Source organism: Streptomyces sp. NPDC026538 (assembly GCF_055567535.1).
The window spans coordinates 121,000-139,376 of sequence record NZ_JBVHQG010000015.1; the positions used below are offsets into that span (position 1 = coordinate 121,000).

At 71.9% G+C, this 18,377-nt stretch carries 20 protein-coding genes and 1 pseudogene; 16 read left to right on the forward strand and 5 right to left on the reverse strand.

The features are described from left to right. Positions 1-5: 5 nt before the first annotated feature. The 4 genes from ACZ4N4_RS41415 (at position 6) to ACZ4N4_RS41430 (ending at position 3,161) form a co-directional block, all read left to right on the forward strand. Positions 6-845 (forward strand): hypothetical protein, encoded by an 840-nt coding sequence (locus ACZ4N4_RS41415; protein WP_467598881.1) that lies wholly within the window; start codon positions 6-8, stop codon positions 843-845. Beyond that, a complete protein-coding gene (locus tag ACZ4N4_RS41420) occupies positions 842-1,507 on the forward strand; it encodes a hypothetical protein (RefSeq protein WP_453574532.1) in 666 nt (221 codons plus the stop codon). The genes ACZ4N4_RS41415 and ACZ4N4_RS41420 overlap by 4 nt, the downstream gene beginning before the upstream one ends. Next, the gene (locus tag ACZ4N4_RS41425) at positions 1,507-2,103 is read left to right on the forward strand and encodes a hypothetical protein (RefSeq protein WP_467598884.1); all 597 of its coding nucleotides are present in this window, start codon (positions 1,507-1,509) and stop codon (positions 2,101-2,103) included. Before ACZ4N4_RS41420 ends, ACZ4N4_RS41425 begins: the two co-directional genes overlap by 1 nt. Positions 2,104-2,357: 254 nt before the next feature. After that, positions 2,358-3,161, forward strand: a complete 804-nt coding sequence (locus tag ACZ4N4_RS41430; RefSeq protein WP_467598887.1) for a hypothetical protein — start codon at positions 2,358-2,360, stop codon at positions 3,159-3,161. 222 nt (positions 3,162-3,383) lie between these two features. Here ACZ4N4_RS41430 and ACZ4N4_RS41435 read toward each other — a convergent pair whose 3' ends face one another. Together ACZ4N4_RS41435 and ACZ4N4_RS41440 are read right to left on the reverse strand one after the other, a co-directional pair. Beyond that, positions 3,384-3,950: a hypothetical protein gene (locus ACZ4N4_RS41435; RefSeq protein ID WP_467598890.1), complete on the reverse strand. Its 567-nt coding sequence runs from the start codon at positions 3,948-3,950 to the stop codon at positions 3,384-3,386. A 2-nt stretch (positions 3,951-3,952) separates the two neighbouring features. Then, positions 3,953-4,630 (reverse strand): hypothetical protein, encoded by a 678-nt coding sequence (locus tag ACZ4N4_RS41440; protein WP_467598893.1) that lies wholly within the window; start codon positions 4,628-4,630, stop codon positions 3,953-3,955. 541 nt (positions 4,631-5,171) lie between these two features. On the opposite strand from ACZ4N4_RS41440, the gene ACZ4N4_RS41445 reads away from it, so the two are divergent. From ACZ4N4_RS41445 to ACZ4N4_RS41485, 9 genes are read left to right on the forward strand one after another with little or no spacing between them, the layout of a single operon-like run. Continuing rightward, positions 5,172-5,888, forward strand: coding sequence for a hypothetical protein (locus tag ACZ4N4_RS41445; RefSeq protein ID WP_453574540.1), 717 nt, complete (start codon positions 5,172-5,174; stop codon positions 5,886-5,888). Positions 5,889-5,904: 16 nt separating this feature from the next. Beyond that, entirely contained in the window at positions 5,905-6,744 is an 840-nt protein-coding gene (locus ACZ4N4_RS41450; protein WP_450753968.1) for a hypothetical protein, read from the forward strand. Beyond that, on the forward strand, positions 6,741-8,048 hold the full coding sequence (locus ACZ4N4_RS41455) for a CpaF family protein (protein WP_453574542.1): 1,308 nt from the start codon (positions 6,741-6,743) through the stop codon (positions 8,046-8,048). Before ACZ4N4_RS41450 ends, ACZ4N4_RS41455 begins: the two co-directional genes overlap by 4 nt. Positions 8,049-8,054: 6 nt before the next feature. Beyond that, positions 8,055-9,044, forward strand: a complete 990-nt coding sequence (locus tag ACZ4N4_RS41460; RefSeq protein WP_467598896.1) for a type II secretion system F family protein — start codon at positions 8,055-8,057, stop codon at positions 9,042-9,044. Then, positions 9,041-9,961 carry a type II secretion system F family protein gene (locus ACZ4N4_RS41465; RefSeq protein WP_467598899.1) on the forward strand — a complete coding sequence of 307 codons (921 nt, stop codon included), beginning with the start codon at positions 9,041-9,043 and terminating at the stop codon, positions 9,959-9,961. Before ACZ4N4_RS41460 ends, ACZ4N4_RS41465 begins: the two co-directional genes overlap by 4 nt. Positions 9,962-10,010: 49 nt before the next feature. After that, positions 10,011-10,262: a hypothetical protein gene (locus tag ACZ4N4_RS41470; RefSeq protein ID WP_450753976.1), complete on the forward strand. Its 252-nt coding sequence runs from the start codon at positions 10,011-10,013 to the stop codon at positions 10,260-10,262. 38 nt (positions 10,263-10,300) lie between these two features. Beyond that, complete coding sequence (locus ACZ4N4_RS41475; protein ID WP_467598902.1) at positions 10,301-10,753, forward strand: TadE family protein; 453 nt, start codon at positions 10,301-10,303, stop codon at positions 10,751-10,753. Further along, entirely contained in the window at positions 10,754-11,170 is a 417-nt protein-coding gene (locus tag ACZ4N4_RS41480) for a TadE/TadG family type IV pilus assembly protein (protein ID WP_453574547.1), read from the forward strand. Between the two features lie 2 nt (positions 11,171-11,172). Next, positions 11,173-11,634, forward strand: coding sequence for a TadE/TadG family type IV pilus assembly protein (locus tag ACZ4N4_RS41485; RefSeq protein ID WP_467599119.1), 462 nt, complete (start codon positions 11,173-11,175; stop codon positions 11,632-11,634). 124 nt (positions 11,635-11,758) lie between these two features. On the opposite strand, the pseudogene ACZ4N4_RS41490 reads toward ACZ4N4_RS41485, so the two are convergent. Then, positions 11,759-11,860, reverse strand: a pseudogene (locus ACZ4N4_RS41490) (sigma factor); the annotation flags it as partial. Positions 11,861-12,111: 251 nt separating this feature from the next. On the opposite strand from ACZ4N4_RS41490, the gene ACZ4N4_RS41495 reads away from it, so the two are divergent. Next, entirely contained in the window at positions 12,112-12,462 is a 351-nt protein-coding gene (locus tag ACZ4N4_RS41495) for an SsgA family sporulation/cell division regulator (RefSeq protein ID WP_453574549.1), read from the forward strand. On the opposite strand, the gene ACZ4N4_RS41500 is transcribed toward ACZ4N4_RS41495, so the two are convergent. Continuing rightward, complete coding sequence (locus ACZ4N4_RS41500; protein ID WP_467598905.1) at positions 12,452-13,483, reverse strand: hypothetical protein; 1,032 nt, start codon at positions 13,481-13,483, stop codon at positions 12,452-12,454. The two genes, ACZ4N4_RS41495 and ACZ4N4_RS41500, sit on opposite strands and share 11 nt — an antisense overlap. Positions 13,484-13,506: 23 nt before the next feature. Beyond that, entirely contained in the window at positions 13,507-14,157 is a 651-nt protein-coding gene (locus ACZ4N4_RS41505) for a hypothetical protein (protein WP_467598908.1), read from the reverse strand. 304 nt (positions 14,158-14,461) lie between these two features. On the opposite strand from ACZ4N4_RS41505, the gene ACZ4N4_RS41510 reads away from it, so the two are divergent. Further along, positions 14,462-17,443, forward strand: a complete 2,982-nt coding sequence (locus tag ACZ4N4_RS41510; RefSeq protein WP_467598911.1) for a BTAD domain-containing putative transcriptional regulator — start codon at positions 14,462-14,464, stop codon at positions 17,441-17,443. Further along, positions 17,440-18,339, forward strand: coding sequence for a prepilin peptidase (locus tag ACZ4N4_RS41515; RefSeq protein ID WP_467598914.1), 900 nt, complete (start codon positions 17,440-17,442; stop codon positions 18,337-18,339). The genes ACZ4N4_RS41510 and ACZ4N4_RS41515 overlap by 4 nt, the downstream gene beginning before the upstream one ends. Positions 18,340-18,377 lie beyond the last annotated feature (38 nt).

The window sequence follows — 18,377 nt, forward strand, 5'->3', positions numbered from 1 at the left end:
GGAACGTGGCACTTGGAGACGGTCAGACCGTCGACGAACAGTTCGCCCGGCTTCCGAGAAGCAGGCAGCGCGAACTCGAGGAGAAAGGGCTCGGTCTGCCGAGACTGCGCGACATCGCCCTTGAGGAGGGCGGTGAGCTGGCCGTGCAGCACATCCTCGCGGGGCACTCCCGCCCGTCCAGCCTGTGGGATTTCGACGGCGATCGGCGCACGGACGAGAGCAGAGGGGGGTGGCCGTGGATACGGCTGCTCCTGGCCGCCGTCATCGGCGTGGCCGTGTGCCTGCTGTCCACGTACGTCCTCAACTCCTCCGCGCTCTTCGTCGGCGCGGCCTGCGGTGTGGTCGTGGCCTGGGCGGGGTTCAAGACCCGCAGGTCGCTCGGTGGGCTCGTCGCCTGCGGGCTCGTCGCGGTCGCCTATGTCGCCCTGATCTGGACGGGCTCGTACGCCGCCGACGAGTGGTACCTGCACCTGCGTGGGCAGGAGACCACGGTCACCTACGCGAAGCCCCTGCACGAGCAGGCGTCGCACGGCGTTCGCGTCACGTACTGCCGCGTCACGCTCCCGGACGGAACCGTCCACAGGGTGTTCAAGAACGACAAACGGTGTACCGACGAGAACATGGTCGGCGCCCGGACCCACGCGGTGATCGACCCGTCGGATCACTACCGGCCGGTTCTCGGAGGCAAGTCCGCCATCGGCGGGACCGCCGCCGCGTACGCCTTCCTCGGCGCCGCAGCCGTCCTCGTCCTCACCCCGGTGACCGCCGCCGCGATGAGCCGGTCGAACGAGCGGCGCAGCGGGCGGGGCGAACAAGGCAGCCGGGCGAGCGGAACGGACGTATGACCGACGGCACGGAAACCCGCGTCACCCCTGTCCCACCCCCCTCCGACTACCGCCTCGCCGTCCCCGACGGCTGGGAGCGGATCGTGCTGGACAGTCCGGAGCGTTGGACGCACCGCATCGACAAGCTGGTCAAGCGGGGGCTGCGGCGTACGCAGGCCACCCCGCAGCTGGAGGCCGCGCTCGCTGAGCGGATGCGGGCACAGGCCGATGCCGCGCAGGCCAACGGCGGCGTGGAGATGTACGTCGTCAACCAGGTCCTCGGCCAGGTTGCCGTCTCCGCCGGTCTGGTCGTGACCGTCCTGCGGCCCGCACCCGGCACCGACCCCGGCGATCTCGGCGACATCGCCCGCTCCCTCGCCCTCCGCGCCGATGGCGGCGACGCCGGTCATGTCGGTGACGACGACGTCACCCTCGTCGACCTCCCCGCCGGCCCCGCCGTACGCCACCGCTACCTCCGCCGGGCCGCCCCCGACGCCCCCGGCAACCTCGACGGCAACAAGCTCGCCGTAGCCCACCTGGACGTCTACCTCGCCGTCCCGCACAGCGGCCAGCGGCTGTTGCTCTCCTTCTCGACTCCGACGGCGCCGCCGCTGGAGCCGCTGGTGGAGGCCCTGGTCACGTTGTTCGACTCCGTCGCCCGCACCCTGCAATGGATGGCCTGATGCCCGAGTTCGCTGCCGCCACCGTTCGTATGCGGACACCGGAGGACGCCGTCGCGCTGCCCGTGCGGTCGTCCGTGGATCTGCGCGGGTGGGCTGCTCAGACCGCCCGGGAGCTCGCCGGCCCGGACGACGACGAGCCGAAACTGCTCGACGCCCTCGCCGCCGAACTGCGCGAGGCCGCCGCCGACTCCCGCGAGCGCGGCCCGATCACGGCGTTGTCGTACGTCCCCGCGCCGCGCCTCGGTGAACTCGCCCGGATCGAGCTGTCCGCGCTGGTCGCCGACGACACCTACCCGGCCGTGACCGTCGACCTCCTCCAGCGCTACCTCGCCGCCCCCACGCCGGTCTCCTACCGCCCGCCCGAGGCCGAGCTCCGTCCCCTTCCCGCGGGCCCGGCGGTGCGGGTCCGGCACGCGTACGTCCAGGACGTCGGCCGGGACGGGCTGGGGACGGTCATGGAGACGTGTGCGTACGGCATCCGGGCGGACGAGACGTGGGGGCTGGTGCTGCTCACGTCCTGGAAGGAGCTGGCCTACACGGACGTCCTGTGCGAGCTGACCGACGAGTTGGCCAAGACCGTCCGGGTCACGTCCTAGCCGCGTCGCTCCGCCGGGTCAGGCCAAGGCCCTCTCCTGCGGCAGCCAGGTGCTGCCGCTGCTGGCCGGCTGGTCGAACCTGGCCCACACGAACCCCGGCGAGCCGTGGGGCACCGGGCCGAACTTCCTCCAGGGGGCGAAGGAGATCCCGGGCATCGGGGCCCGCGGAACACCGTTCTACGACCGGCACTGGAGCACCAGCGGCCGACCCGGTCGGCCGTCCGGTACCCCAGAGCGGAGAGAGCAAGGATCACGTGGCGAGCGAGGACGAGCGGTCCGTCGACGAACTGTTCGCGGAACTGCCGGAGAAGTGGCAGCGGGCGCTGGAAGAGGTGGGCAGGGGGCTGCCGGAGCTGCGCCGTGTCGCGGCCGGCCCGGACGGTATGCGGCGGGTCCGCACCATCCTCGCGGAGTTCTCCGAGCCCACCTCCGAGGGCCGGCCGGCGCGGGCCGGGTACGGCGGCGGGACGCCGGTGTGGTCGTGGGCCCGGCTGTTCCTGGTGGCGGCCGCGTCGGTCGCCGTCTGTCTGCTCTCCAGCCTGTTCATCGGCAAGGCGGCGGCGTTCGTCGGCCTGCTGCTCTGGCTGCCGGTGTTCTGGGTGGCCTTCAAGACCCGTGACTCCCGCGAGGCCCCCGTAGCCCGGTACGTCACCGCGGCCGCCTATCTCGTACTGGTCCTGGTCGGCTCGTACTTCGCCAACGCCTGGTATTTGCAGCTGCGCGGGGTGGAACAGGCGGTCACCATCGCCGCGCCGACCCATCAGTGGACGCACGGGACCCGTGAGACGTACTGCCGGGTGCGGCTGCGGGACGGCTCCGTCCACGAGGTGATCGACAACAAGGAGGACTGTGCCGACCGCGTCGGGCGGACGGCCACGGCCGTCGTCGACCCGGCAGGTCACTACAAGCCCTCCCTCGGCACCAAGTCCGACATCGGCGGTGTCCTCGAGGGTTATGTCTGCGTGGGCGCCGCCGTGGTGCTCGTGCTGGTACCGGCGACGGTCGTGGTCATGGGGCGGCGCAAGAGGTACGACCAGGCCATCGGGACGGTGGGATGAACGGCGAGACGCCCAGTACAGCCGACGCGGCCGGTGCGCCCAGTACAGGCGACGCGGCCGGTACGCACGGTGCGGCCCCCGGCGCGACTGATGCGCCCGGTGCCGCCAGTACGGCCGGCGCAGCCGATGCGCAGCCAGTACGGCCAGTGCAGCCGGTGGAAGGCGCTGGTCCGCACGGACGCCCTGTGCGAGCTGACCGACGAGCTGGCCAAGACTGTCCGGTCACGTCCTGGCCGCGTCGCTCCGCCGGGTCAGGACCACCAGCGTCCACACCACGCCCACCGCCCCGGCCAGCGTCGAGGCGATGCCCAGCGCCCACAGCCACGGGTAGTGGGAGAACACCCAACTCGGCGGTCCGGTGCGGTGCTTGCCCTTGCCGTCGTCCACCGCGTTGAAGGCCAGGGACAGGAAGGGCACGAGCGCGCCCGCGGCCAGGAGGGTCAGGGCGGTGCGGGCCGCCGCCCGGCCCGGTCGGGTCTTCCAGGAGGTGGGGCCCGCGCCGTCCGCCGACCAGACGGCGAGGGTGAACAGGACCGGCGCGGCGACCCCCAGGCACACCGCGAAGGCGTACGCCCCGCCCGGCCAGTTCCGTGCCGTCCACCGCCAGACCTCGTCGCCCCACACCATGTCGATCAGCGCCAGCAGGACCATCACGCCCGCGACCACCAGAAAGCCCAGGCAGCCGAACAGGGCGTCGCCCTTCTTCCTGTCGCCCTTCCGGCCGGTCTCCCGGTAGCGCAGGGCGGCGGGTGCGGCCCTCGGACGCCGGGGCTTGGCGGATCCGCCCACCGTCAGCGCACCTCGCTGCCGACGGCCGTCGCCAGGCCGTGGACCAGGTCCTCGCCCTCCAAGGACGTCAGACGGCACCAGGAGCCGTCGGTGAACACCACCCGGAAGTCACGCCCGCCGACGGAGTACGGACGCCGTTCGACCGCGGCCACCAGGCCCAGGTCCGTCTCCCAGAGCACGTCCTCCCACGGCTCCCGGGGGTCCGCCAGGCCGCCGACGACCATGAGACGGCGATCGGTCAGGACCAGTTCCGTGACGTCCGTGCGGGGCCGCCGGTCCGGGTCCAGCTGCCAGGGGAGGGTACGGGCGAGCGCGCCGGGCGCCGCCCACAGCACCGGGAAGTCCTTCTCCTCGTTCTCCGGGTCGTCACTCCTGCCGAGACCGCCGTCCGGTTCGCCCGTGCTGCCGCCGAGGAGTCCCACGACAAGGGTGAGCAGGACGGTGACGACGGCCACCGCGCCGTCCCAGAGGACGCGTTCGAACCAGGGGCGCGGACGATACGACGGCCCGGTCGGCCAGTCCGTCAACTCACCCTGGACGTCCCTCCGTTCCGGGTCCCGGAACCATCGCCGCCCCAGCACCCGGGGCGCGGCACCCGTGGCGAAGGAGACCCTGGCACGGGCCACGAGCTCTTCCCCCTCCGGGGGCTTCCAGTGCCAGCGGTACGGCGGTTCGATCACGGTCCGGCGTCCTCACACTCGTCGTTCACGGCAGCGAACCTTCGCCCGGCGGAGTGATTCTACTGAGGGTCGCGTTTCGGCAACCCCTACGTCAGCGAACGCAGTTACCGCCTCAGGTGTCCGACGGCGGCGAAAAGTGCGGTTCGTGCTCGCGCCGGGCGCGCGTCCTCGTGCGCAAGCGCTCGTGACCGAATCGTGCGAACCTCGTGGCCGCCGAGTGAGGGGAGGGCGGGAGGGCGGTGTGCGGCAGGAGCGTTCGGGATTCGCCGGCGCACAGTTCGGACGGCCTCGCCGTCCCCCTACTCCCAACCGCCGCGCAGTTCCCCGGCGTTGCAGATCGCAACGTCGATTCCATTGAGGTCAAGGTGTCCGAGCGCGCCTTGAGGGGCTTATGTGCGGCTGATACGGTGCGATCGCTTGACACTCGCCTCGCCGCCGAGTAATCGGCCGGATCGGGTGGTTGGTGTCGAGTGTCCGCTTTTATGGCGTTGACAGAGTTTTGGGCAGACAATTTTTCTTGGCTGTAACGGGGAGCGGTTGCGTGAAGATCCAAGAGCGTACGGGGGCGGGCGCCGGTCGTTCCGCCGGTCCGGCTCAGCCTTCGGCCGGTGACCGGCTTCCCACCGCGCCGCGCGAGCGCAAGCCCGCGCTGGCGGCGCTCGCGGTGCTGCTGATTCTGCTGGGTGCGCTGGGGGCTACGACGCTCGTGCTGCAGGCCGGCAAGCGGATCGAGGTCATAAAGATCACGCAGGAGATCCCGGCCGGGTCTTCCGTGACCGGCAGCAACGTGACCTCCGTCATGGTCGCCGACGACTCCAGCATCCACTACGTCAGGTGGTCCCAGCTGGAGGGCCTGAAGAAGCTGAAGGCCCTCAGCACCATCCCGGCCGGCGCCGTCGCCGTCGGTGAGATGTTCGGCAGCGGCAGCAAGCTTCCCGCCGGCAAGTCCACCGTCGGCCTGGCCCTCAAGGAGGGTCAGTACCCGACCGGTATCGAGGTCGGGGACACCGTCGCCGCCTACCGTGTCACCGGCTCCTCGTCCGCAGGCAGTTCTTCCTCCGCCAACGGCACCGACTCGCTGATCGTCGGCGACGCCAGGGTCAGCGCCGTACCGGAGGCCAAGAGCGGCTCGGACTTCACCGCCAGCACCAACTACGCCGTCACGCTCACCGTCGACAGCGACAAGGCCGCCGATCTGGCCGACGCCGCCTCCAACGGCGAGGTCGCCCTAGTCCTCGTACCCGGCTCCGGCAACTAGAAGGCGGCCCCACCCCATGGCGCTCATCGCAATCGCCGCCGACAAGGGTTCCCCCGGCGTCACCACCGCGGCCGTCGCGCTGGCCGCGGTCTGGCCGCGTCGGGTCCTGCTCGCCGAGGCCGACCCGGCCGGCGGCGACCTGGTCTACCGCAGTGCCGCCGCGCACGGCGGACCGCTCAACCCCAACACCGGCATGCTCTCCATAGCGGCCACCGCCCGGCGCGGGCTGGTTCCCGACCAACTCTGGGATCACGTGCAGCCGTTGAGCGGCGGCCTGGAGGTGCTCGTCGGGCTGGGCATCGCCGAGCAGGCCGCCGGGCTGGCCGGGCTGTGGCCCACCCTCGGGCACGCCTTCGCCTCCCTCGCCGACTCCCCGAACGCGCCCGCCGACGTCATCGCCGACTGCGGCCGGGTCAGCGGCGACACACCCGCCGTCGAGTTGTTCCCGCACGCGGCGCTCGTGCTGCTGGTCTCGCGGACCGAGCCGGAGGCCCTCGCCCGGGTCCGGGACCGTGCCGCCGCCCTCGCGCAGAAGCTGCACGGCGGCCCGCGTGGTGCCGCCGCGCTCGCCACCCCGCTGATCGGGGTGGTCCTGGTGGCCGACCCGTCGAGCTCCGGCAAGCTGGTCAACCAGGTCAACGACATGCTCGTACACGCCCAGACCGGGGCCCGGGTGGTCGGCACGATCGCCGACGACCCCGCCGGCGCCGACCAACTGGCCGGCCGCAAGCGCGGACGCCTCGACAAGTCCCTGCTCATCCGCTCGGCCCGCAAGGTCACCGCCGACCTCCACCAGCAGTACGGCGCCGCCTGGTCCGTACCGACCCAGGCGCCCCATGCGGGGGCCGGCCGATGACCGCTGTCGACCACCAGTTGGTCAAGCGGTTCCGGCAGGACGCCGGCGACCGTATCGCCGAGCAGCGCCGCCAGGACCAGACGGCCGGTGTGACGCCGATGTCCAACGAGGACGAACGGCAGTACGCCCGCGCGGTCATAGCCCAGATCCTGGAGGATTACGCCCGCGCGGACATCAACGCCGGACGCACCCCGCTGGACGCGGAGACCGAGGAGCAGTACGCGGCCGCCGTGCACGCGGCGCTCTTCGGTGTCGGCCGCCTTCAGCCGCTGCTCGACGACCCCGAGGTCGAGAACATCGACATCAACGGGTGCGACCAGGTGTTCGTGGGGTACAGCGACGGACGGGAGGCGAAGGGGGACCCCGTCGCCGAGACCGACGAGGAACTCGTCGAGCTCATCCAGGTGCTCGGCGCCTACTCGGGTCTCTCCTCCCGGCCCTTCGACTCCGCCAACCCGCAGCTCGACCTCCGCCTCCCCGACGGCTCCCGGCTCTCCGCCGTCATGGACGTCACCCGGCGGCCCGCGCTGTCCATCCGCCGTGCCCGCATGGGCAAGGTCTTCATCTCCGACCTGGTCGGCAACGGCACGGTGACGCCCGAGGTCGCGCACTTCATGGCCTGCGCCGTGCGAGCCCGCAAGAACATCATGATCGCGGGCGCCACGAACGCCGGCAAGACGACGCTGCTGCGCGCTCTCGCCAACGAGATCCCGCCGCACGAGCGGCTCATCACCGTCGAGCGCGCGCTGGAGCTGGGCCTCGACACCTTCCACGACCTGCACCCGAACGTCGTCGCGTTCGAGGAACGGCTGCCCAACTCCGAGGGCCAGGGCACCATTTCCATGGCCGAGCTGGTCCGCCGTTCGCTCCGTATGAACCCCTCCCGGGTCATCGTCGGTGAGGTCCTCGGCGACGAGATCGTCACCATGCTCAACGCGATGTCGCAGGGCAACGACGGGTCCCTCTCCACGATCCACGCCAACAGCTCCAGCGAAGTCTTCAACCGCATCTCGACCTACGCGCTCCAGGCCTCCGAGCGACTGCCCATCGAGGCCAGCCAGATGCTGATCGCGGGCGCGGTGAACTTCGTCGTCTTCATCCAGCGGCGCAACAACTACCAGACCGGCGGCCGCCTCCAGCGCATGGTCACCTCGGTCCGGGAGGTCAACGGCGTCGACGGCCGGGTGCTGTCCAGCGAGGTGTTCGCGGAGGCCCCCGACGGCCGGGTCGTACCGCATGCGCCCATAGCCTGTCTGGAGGACCTGATGGCCTACGGCTACCAGCCGCACGGGGCCTGGGGGTGATCTGACATGAACCTGAATTCCCTGGGCTCCATGGGCGGACTCTTCTCCACCGAGGTCCTCTACGCGCTCGGTTGCGGTGTCGCCGCCGGCGGCGGACTCGCGCTGCTGATCCTGGCGATCCGCGGCCTGCCCGCCAAGCCCGACCACGAGAAGCAGAAGGCGAACGAACGGGCCGCCGAGCTCATCCGGTTCGCCGGTCAGCGCGGTTCCCTCGCGGCCATCATCGGACTCGCCGTCCTGCTGATGACCCGTTGGGCGGTGGCCGGCATCGCCGCCGGCGTCCTGGTCTTCTTCTGGGACAAGCTGTTCGGCGGTGCCGCCGAGGAACGCGCCGCGATGAAGCGCGTGGAGGCCCTCGCCTCCTGGACCGAGTCGCTGCGCGACACCATCGCCGGCGCGGTCGGCCTGGAGCAGGCCATCCCGGCCTCCGCGCGGGCCTCGGCGCCGATCCTGCGGCCGCACCTCGACGCCCTCGTCGACCGGCTGCGCTCCCGCACCCCGCTCCCGGACGCCCTCCAGCACCTCGCCGACGAGATCAATGACGCCTCGGCCGACATCATCGTCGCGGCGCTCATCCTCAACGCCCGCCTCCGCGGCCCCGGTCTGCGTCAAGTGCTGGGCGCCCTGGCCAAGTCGTCGCGCGAGGAGGTGGACATGCGCCAGCGCGTGATGGCCCAACGCGCCTCCACCCGGCGGTCGGTGCAGATCGTCGTCGCCGTGTCGGTGGCGTTCGTGCTCGGCCTCGCCGTCTTCAACCGCGACTTCGTCTCGCCGTACGGCACCGCCGTCGGCCAGCTCGTCCTCGCCCTGGTCTGCGCCCTGTTCGCACTCGGCTTCTGGTGGCTGCGCAAGCTGTCCACCATCGAGACCCCGGAACGGTTCCTGGTCCGCGACCAGTCCTCGGTCCAGTTCGTACGACCGCCCCGCACCGCTCCCGACGCACCGGGCGCCCCCGGCCAGCAGCAGCTCCCCACCGAGGAAGGGGCCCGCCGATGAGCCTCACGATGCCGATCGTCGTCGGCGTGATCCTCGGTCTGGGCGTCTACGCCCTGATCCGAGCCCTGATGCCGTCCAAGCGCAGCGCGATCGCCCAGGTCGCCCGGATCGACGCGATGCGGGCACGCGGCGCCGCGTACGAGTCCGCGCGGCAGACGCAGGACACCGGCCGCTTCGGCTCCCTGCGCGCCGAAGTCGGCGAACGGGTCGCCGACTTCTACCGGCAGCAGGGCTGGGAACAGCGCTCGCTCCGCGCCGACCTCGCCGTCCTGGAACGCAGCTGGGAGAAGTTCCTCGCGACCAAGGTGCTGCTCGCGGCCACCGGCCTGATCTTCGGCCCGTTCCTGTTCGCCGTCGTCTACACCCTGGGCTTCGGGCACAGCCCGGTCATCCCGGTCTGGCTGTCCCTGGCCTGCGCGGCCCTGTTCTTCTTCCTGCCCGACCTCGAGGTACGACGGGACGCCGCCGAGAAGCGCCGGGACCTCAGGCGGGTGATCGGGGCGTACCTCGACCTGGTGTCGATGAGCCTCGCCGGTGGCCGGGGCCTCCCCGAGGCCCTGATGGCGGCCGCCGAGGTCTCCGACGGCTGGGCCAACCAGCGCATCCGCAACGCCCTCGCCGACGCCCGGATCACCGGCGTCAGCCAGTGGCAGGCGCTCGGCGCGCTCGGCGAGGAACTCGGCGTCGAGGAACTGAAGGACCTGTCGGCCTCACTGGCCCTGGTCGCGGACGACGGTGCCAAGGTCCGCGAGTCCCTCGCCTCCCGCGCCGAGACCATGCGGCACCGCGAACTCGCCGAGATCGAGGGCAGCGCGGGCGAGAAGTCCCAGTCGATGCTCGTCGCCCAGCTGTTGCTGTGCGCCGGCTTCCTGGTTTTCCTGATCTTCCCGGCGGCGATGCGGGTGTTCCAGGTCTGAGCTCTTGCGTGAACCTTCGCCAACTGCTGTTTCGAGAGGACAACACACCATGAACGGACGGAACTTCAGCACCGGGATCCCGGCAATGGACTTCCTGGTCACCTTCCTCCAGGGCCGGGTGCAGCGCGCCCGCTCCGGCGAACTCGACCGCGGCGCCTCCGCCGTCGAGTGGGTCATCATCTCCGCGGTCGTCGTGGCGATCGTCGGCGTCGTGGCCGCCATCATCAACGCCGCGCTCAGCGACGGCGCCAACAAGGTCGGCGACTGCATCAAGGGCGCCAACGCGAGCAAGACCTGCTGAGCGGACGTACGGCGACGGGGGCGACGGGGGTGACGGGGATGTCCGAGGGCGGGAGCAGAGGCCTGCGCGGCTGGGTACGCCGCCGGGCGGCGGCCGCGCGCGGTGACTCGGGAATGACCGCGATCGAGTTCGTGCTGCTCACCCCCGTCCTCTTCTTCATGATCTTCGCGACCGTGCAGTTCGCGCTGTACTTCTTCGCCGACCACGTGGCTCAGGCGGCGGCCCAGGCAGGCGCCCGCAAGGCCCGTGCCACAGCCGACGCGGAGCCCGGCGCCTGGCGCGGCAAGGCCCAGGACGTGGTCGACTCCTACATCAGCCAACTCGGGCCGCAGCTCGTCCTGTCGCCCGACGTGAAGATGCTCCAGCCGGAGCAGAACACGGTCGGCGTCGAGATCTCGGCCCGCATCCCGACGGTGTTCCCCGGCCTGGACCTGACGGTGCACGCGCAGTCGTCGGGACCGGTCGAGCGGTTCGTGGAGGACAAGAACTAGATGTCCTCCGCAACGGAAAAAGCCCTGGACGACCGGGGGCTGTCGACCGTCGAGGTCGTCATCCTCGCCCCGGTCATGATCCTGTTCATCCTCGTGCTCGTCGCCTTCGGCCAGCTCGTCGACGGGCGGGGGGCGATCGACGGCGCCGCCCGCGACGCGGCCCGCGCCGGATCCATCCAGAAGGACCACGCCACGGCCATGTCGGAGGCCCGCAAGGCCGCCGAGGCCGACCTGTCGGACGTCTGCTCCGGCCCGGTCTCCGTCGTCCAGACCAGCGCGGGCTTCGCACCCGACACCATCTTCACCGTCGAGGTGAGCTGCGAGGTGCGGGGCCTGGCCATGCTGGGCCTGGACATCCCCACGACCCTCACCGCGAGCTTCTCCTCGCCGCTGGACCCGCTCCGGAGGTCGGCGTGAGCATGAGCATCGCGCTGCTGCGCACCTGGTGGGCCGCGCGCCGGCTCCGCCTGGACGACCGGGGCTCGGGCGCCGGGGCGGTCATCATCTTCGCCCTGGTCTTCCTCTCCCTCTCCGCGTTCGTCATCGACGGCGGCCTGTCCATCTCCAAGCGCGAACGCGCCGCCGACATCGCGGAACAGGCGGCCCGGTACGCGGCGCAGGACATCGACAAGGAGGCGCTGTACGAGAACCAGGGCGCCGCGCCGATCAACTTCCAGGACTGCGACGCCCGGGTGAAGACCTTCGCCCGCGAGATGGACATGTCCGGCGCCGACATCGCCGGCACGCACTGCGTCGCCGCCGACGCCCAGCAGGTCCAGGTCGAGGTCCAGCTGACCTATGAGCCGGTCTTCACGGGCATGTTCTACGGCGGCGCCATCGTCGTACACGGCGAGGCGACGGCCGAGAACGAGGTCGGCTGACCGGACGACACGGTCACCGCGGGGGGCGCCTTTCGTAACCAGCTGCGGCCCGATCTGCGCCAGCGGCTGCCCCTCCGCCTCGGCCAGCCACAGCGCCTTGACCCAGCGTTCCCCGCCGCCGTCAGACCCTGAAGTGCGCCTCGGCGACGAGGTCTTCGGCAGCCCAGGCGTTCCTGGTGAGGGAGCGGGCATACGCGACGAGACGCGGCTGCTGTTCCTCGTAGATCCGGGCTAGTCGGTGGAGCTGATCACTGCAGAGGAACCGTCGTGCATGGCGGAACGCTCCAGTTGCCGGCGCGAGGCGGGGGAAAGGGTTTGTCACTGTAGATGGCAGAACTTTCAAGCAAAGTTACAGGCTCATGGGAAAGTGACGCATGTCACTCAACTCGCTTGCGTCTCCGGCGTAATCAGACGGACTGCGGGCGCTCTCACAGATACGACGACCTGCCCCGCCCCGCACCGCACCCGGAGAAGCCCGTGCCCATCACGCTCGAACAGCCCACCGGCGCCCGCCTGCTGACCGCCGACGAGCAGGAGGTGGCGGTCCCCGCGACCCTCCGGTACACCTCGGCCGACCCGCAGGCCGTGCACTTCGTCTTCCCGCCCTGGATCTCCCTGGACGGCGAGGAGGTCACCTGGAGTTTCGCCCGCGCCCTGCTGGAGGAGGGCCTGGCGGGGCCGGCCGCCTTGGGCAACGTGCACGTCCGTCCGCACGGCCCCGCCCGCACGGTTGTCGAACTCCGCGCGGAGGAGGGCGTGGCGGCGATCAGTTTCGCCACGTCCGCCCTCACCCGCTTCCTGCTGTCGTCCCTGCGGGTCAGCGGTTGACGGACTGGATCTCCTGGACGGTGATCTCCTGCGTGTTGTCGAAGGTGCCGTCGGGGAGTCCGCCGCCGGTGCCGCCGGAGCCGCGCCAGCTGATCTGCCAGGTGACGGAGGCCTTCAGCCGGTACGGCGTGCCGTTGGTGGCGTGCAGGTAACGGACGCCGCAGGACGGGGTTCTGTCCGCGTCGCCCGGCCGGTACTCGGTACCGATGGAACCGTCGTCGTTGATCGTGCAGTTGCCGGAGGCGGGAAACGTCTCGGCGTCACCGGTGCCCGGGTCGAGATGCAGGGCGACCGGCTTGGCGGTGGTCTCCGCCCACAGGCCGGTGCCGGGCAGCTCCGCGCGGACCCTGACCTCCTGGAAGCGGCCCTTGTCCAGCCAGGCCCAGGTGGGCAGGTTGACGGTGGACCGGACGGCCGGCTTCAGCTCGACCGAGGTGGTGGGCACCCTGATCTTGTTGTAGGCGTAGTCGGCGAGGGTCTCGGGGGTGGGCGCGTCCGGGTCGTCGGGCACCTGCCCGGCCGGGACCCAGAACATCAGCTTGCTGCACAGCGAGCCGTCTTCGATGGCCTCGATGCCGTCGGGGGCCACCCCGCGCCAGAAGCGGCCGTCCTTGCCGAGGTTGTAGTTCCTGTACCCCGGGACCGTGGCCGGCTCGGTGAAGATGGTGCTGGTGTCCTTGCCGTCCTTGAAGTGGTCGGTCCACAGTTCCTTGCCGAACCAGGCGGTGCGCATGCCGACGTCACCGTCGCCCACACGCTCGGAGAAGTCCTTCAGCTGCTGCGGGGTGAAGACGGGCTCGTACCAGCACTGCGGCGGCTTCCAGTTGACGTCCGTGGCGGTGACGGAGCCCAGTTTTCCGCCGGTGGGGCCACTGATCCGGGTGACCTTGATGCGGGAGTGACTCGCGGAGGCGGAGAGCTCGTTCCCGTCGGCGCCGCCTCGCGTGCCGGTGCCCCCGTCCCCGATGGCGACGGCGGGTGTGGCGCCGAGCAGGGCCACGACGAGCGACGTGGCGAGCACGGGTACGCCCCGCGGTCGCGGCCTCACCGGGAGCACCCGCCCCGCGTCGAGTGGACGGACGTGTTCTGCCAGACGCCCCGGTCGCTCCGCGCCATCGAGACCGTGTACACGACGTAGGGGTTGGTGCCCGCGGGATTGCCCGCCTCCCTGCCCGTCTTCCGGTTCTTCGTGTACGCCTTGCTCTCGTCCGTGCAGTAGGTGACGGACGCGCCCTTGCCGCCGCTCCCCACGGTGACCTTGGGATCGAAGACGGGCAACTTGCCCATGACGGTGAGGTTCTTGTCCGTGTACGTCTTGATCCACGCCTTGGTCTGCCCCACGACGCCCTCGCTGTCGTAGAAGGTGACGTCCGTGCTGGCGGGGTTGTTCGCGATGATCGCGGCGTAGCCCGCCTTGAGCTCTTCCCTGGCGTCGTCGAGCACCGCCTGCTTCGCCGGATCGCCGCTCGTCCAGTTCTCGAACGCGAGCTGGAAGCTGCTCGGCAGCGAGATCACCGGGCGCTTGACGCCGGACGCCGCCGACGATGCCGAGGCGGACGCCGACGGGCTGCCGGACCGCGTGTCCGCGCCTTTGATGTCGTCCGTCCCGCCGTGGTCACCGCTTCCGCCGCAGGCGGTCAGCAGGAGGGCCGCGGCGGCCGTCAGGGTGGGCAGGGTCAGGGTGCGGCTGGCCACGGTTGAGTCTCCCCCGGAGTTCGGCGTGTGTGCAGCTGGGAACGAAGCTATCAGGGGGGTATGACAGTCCCTTGTGCGCTGGTGGGGGGTTGTGTGGGGCGTGTGGAGAGGTGGTGTACGCGCCGGGCGGCGATAACTCCGGCCAACTGCGCCCTGCTTGATGAAAGGGTGGAAAACGGGCGGCCGTTCGCCGTTCTGCCCTTCGACGCTGTCGGTGTCAGTCAATAGGATCGTCAAGGGGACCTCGATAGGCTCGATGCGCCCCCGGCCCACTCCGTCCACACACGACCCCAGGACACCCGCCATGGCGCGACGCAGCACATCAAGCTCGACGGGAAGACCGACGGGGAACCCGTCGGGTCCGCGGAACCGGACCCCGCAGCCGGTGCGGGTGCGACGACGTACGTTCGGGGACTTCGTGAAGGCGTTCCTCGCCTTCGTGGCACTGCTCGCGCTGGTCGTCGGCGTCCCCGGCGCCCTCGCCGTGACCGTCGGCTGGCCCCTGCCGCACAGCGCGCCGACGATGGACTGGCTGTCGCAGCCGATCGGCGTCGACACGTTCCTGAACACCCTGACGGTCATCGTGTGGCTGGCCTGGGCCCAGTTCACGGCCTGCGTCCTGGTGGAGGTCAAGGCCGCCGTCTCCGGCGTCGGCCTGCCCAGCCGGGTCCCCGGCGCCGGCCCCAGCCAGCTGCTCGCCCGGCAGCTCGTCGCCGCCCTGCTGCTGGTCGGCGCCACCGCCGCCAGCCTCACCCCGGGCCTGTCGCAGCTCGGCCACAGCATGGAGGGCAACCAGAAGGGCACGGTGGCCGCCGCCCAGGCGACCCCCGGCCTCCTCGCCCAGCAGCAGGAGCAGGCGAAGAGCACCGCCGCCGCCCTCGCCGAACAGGCCGGCCACGCCGCCGCCCAGGCCCAGGCCGAGCACGGCTCCGTCGCCGCCGCACACGGGGCGACGAAGTACTACCGGATCCAGCCGCCCGAGGGCCGCCACCACGACTCCCTCTGGGAGATAGCGCAGCGCCACCTCGGCGACGGCCGCCGGTACAAGGAGATCTACGAACTCAACAAGGACCGCATCCAGCCCGACGGCTCCCGGCTCTCCGAGGCCAGCCTCATCCGGCCCGGCTGGATCATGGAGATGCCCGGCGACGCCCACGGCGGCGAACTCGTCGAGAACCCCGACGCGCATGTCTCGCCGGAGGTCCGGCAGCAGATCGGCGACTACGCCAGGACCGGCGATCACGCCCAGCACCAGCACCAGCAGCAGGGCGGCCGGCACGCGGGCGAGGACGGGGCGACCGCGCAGATCACGGTGCCCGGCCAGCGCCAGGCCGGTGACGCCGGCACGCACGCCCAGGAGAACTCCGGCCACGCCGCCTCGGGGTCTTCCGCCGGGTCCTCCTTCGGGCTGTCGGAGGCGCTCCTCGGCGCCCCGCTCCTCGCCGCCGGCCTGCTCGCCGCCCTCGGCCGCCGTCGCCGCCAGGCCCTGTGGCAGTCGGCGCTCGGCGCCCTCGGCGGCCGGCGCGGCATGGAGCCGCCGACCCCGACCGGCGATGCCCAGGACGTACAGGACGCGCTCCTGGTCGGCGCGGACCCGGAGGGCGTACGACTGCTCGACCGCTCCCTGCGCGGACTCGCCGCCGCTCTCACCGCCGAATCCCGTTCGCTGCCCGTCGTCTACGCGGCCTGGCTCAGCCACGGGGATCTGCATCTGCAACTCGCCCAGCCGGCCGGCAAACCCCCGGCGCCCTGGCAGCTCGGCCAGGACCAGACGTTCTGGACGCTGTCCCGCGCGGACGCCGACCGCTACGAGGACACCGACACCGCGGCGCCGTACCCCGGCCTGGTCAGCCTCGGCACCATGGACGACTCGCGGCTGCTGCTCAACCTGGAGGCCGTGCCCGGCATCGTCTCGCTGAGCGGCCGGGAGGCCGACCGGGCCGCGGTGTTCTCCTCGGTCGCCGCCGAACTCGCCACCAACGGCTGGTCGGACCGCATGACCATCACCCTCGTCGGCTTCGGCGCCGATCTCACCCCGCTCGCCCCCAACCGGCTGCGCCACCTCGACGACGTGGACGCGCTGTTCGAGGCGATGGAGGCGGAGACCCGGCAGCGGCGGGGCGCGCTGGGCGCCGCCGGCCACGACTCGGTGCTCACCGGCCGCACCGGCCCGGCCCAGCACACCCGCTGGGCGCCGAACCTGGTGCTGCTCGCCGCCCAGCCGTCCGCCGAGGACGCGCTGCGGCTCGCCGAACTCGCCGCCGACGCCGCCCGGCTGGGCATCGGCTATCTGGTCGGCACCGAGAGCGCCGACCTGCCCGGCGCCGCCTGGGCGATGGAGATCACCCCGGACGGCAAGCTCCTCGCCCCGCTCCTCGGCCTCGAACTGGAAGCCCAGTTGCTGCCCGCCGTACAGCAGCGCGCGGTCGTCGAGCTGTTCGTCGAGGCCGACCCCGAGCGCGACCCGGACGGGCCGACCAACGCCCCGCCGTTCCTCGTCGACATCAGCGAACAGGGCCGCCCCGCGGTGTACGCGCGCCTGGTCGGCCCGTACGAGATCATCGGCCTCGACACCCCGGACGGAGACCGCAGCGCGCTCCTCCACGAGGCCCTGGCGCTGCTCCTGCTGCACCGCGAGGGCGTGCACCCGCGCGTGCTGTCGTCCGCGCTGTGGCCGCGCGGGGTGACCGAAGACGTCCGCGACGCGCTGCTGGAGCGGCTGCGTGACTGGCTGGGCACCGACCCGGACGGCGGCCCGCGGCTGCGTGCCGACGCCACCGGCCGCCTCGTGCTCGCCAAGTCGGTCGTCTCCGACCTGGACGTGCTGCGCTCGCTCTACTACGAGGCCACCCAGGGCAAGGGCGCCGACAGCCGGGCCGTCCGCGGCCGCCTCCTCACCGACGCGCTCGTGCTCGTCCGCGGCCCGTTGCTCGCCGACCGCGCGGAGGGCCGCTACCGCTGGCTCACCCACGAGATCATCGACGCCCAGCTCCCGTTGCTGGTCGCCGACATCGGCCTCGCCCTGTCCGCGTTCCACCTCGAGAAGGACCGCGCGGAGAAGGCGATCGAGGCGCTCGGCGCGGCACTGAAGACCGCTCCGGCCGACGAGCGCCTCTGGAACGAGCTGCTGCGCGCCACCCACGCCACCGGCGACCCGGACCGCGTCCGCGCCCTCGCCACCGAACTCGTCACCCGCAGCGGGGCGCGCGGCCTGCCCCCGCGCACCGAGGCCCTCCTCGACGAACTCCTGCCGACCTGGCGCGAGGGCGCCGCCGCGACCGGATGACCGTCCTGGACCTCGCCCTCCCGGCCGCCGCCGCCCTCTGGGGCGCGGCGGCCGGCACCCTGCTGCCCCGCGCCGCGTACCGCTTCTCGGCACCGGCGGGGGAGCGGTGGCGCACCACCTGCCCCGCGGCCCACCCGCTCCAGGGCTGGCTCGGCCGGGCGCGCTGCGGGCAGTGCACGAAGGCCGAGGGGGCGCAGGCCGCACCCCTCACACCGGCGCACAGGAGCGACCCCACGCCGCCTTCCGCGGAGGCTCCCGCACCGGCGCCCGACGACGATCCCGCGCCCGGCGCCCAACCCACCGAGCCGGCGCCCGGTGATCGGCATGCGCCCCCCTCGGAGGCGCGCGCTGCCTACGGCCCCCGTGTCCTTCCCTTCGCCGTCGCCACGGCGCTGGTCTGTGCGCTCCTGGCGCTCGCCACCGGTACCCGGCCCGAACTGGGTGTCTGGCTGGTGCTCGCGCCGGTGGCCGTGCTGCTCGCGACCGTCGACTTCCGGGTGCAGCGCCTCCCCGACCCCCTCACGCTTCCCCTCGCAGCCGCGGCCCTCGCCCTTCTCGCGGTGGCCGCCCTGCTCCCCGAGCACGCCGGCGACTGGCTCACCGCCCTGTACGCGGCTCTCGTCCTCGGCGCCGCCTACTTCGTCCTCTTCCTCATCAACCCCGGCGGCATGGGCTTCGGCGACGTGAAGCTCGCGCTCGGCATGGGCGCCGTCCTCGGCTGGTACGGCTGGCCCACCGTGCTGCTCGGCACCTTCGCCGGCTTCCTGTTCGGCGCGCTCTACGGCGGCGCGCTCGTCGTCGTACGGCGGGCCGGACGCAAGACGGCGATCGCGTTCGGCCCGTTCCTGATCGCGGGCGCGTTCGCGGGGCTGCTGGTCGGCGCGTACACAGCCTGAGGTCGGGCCGCTCGAAGGCCTGGCGTAGGCTGGCGGGG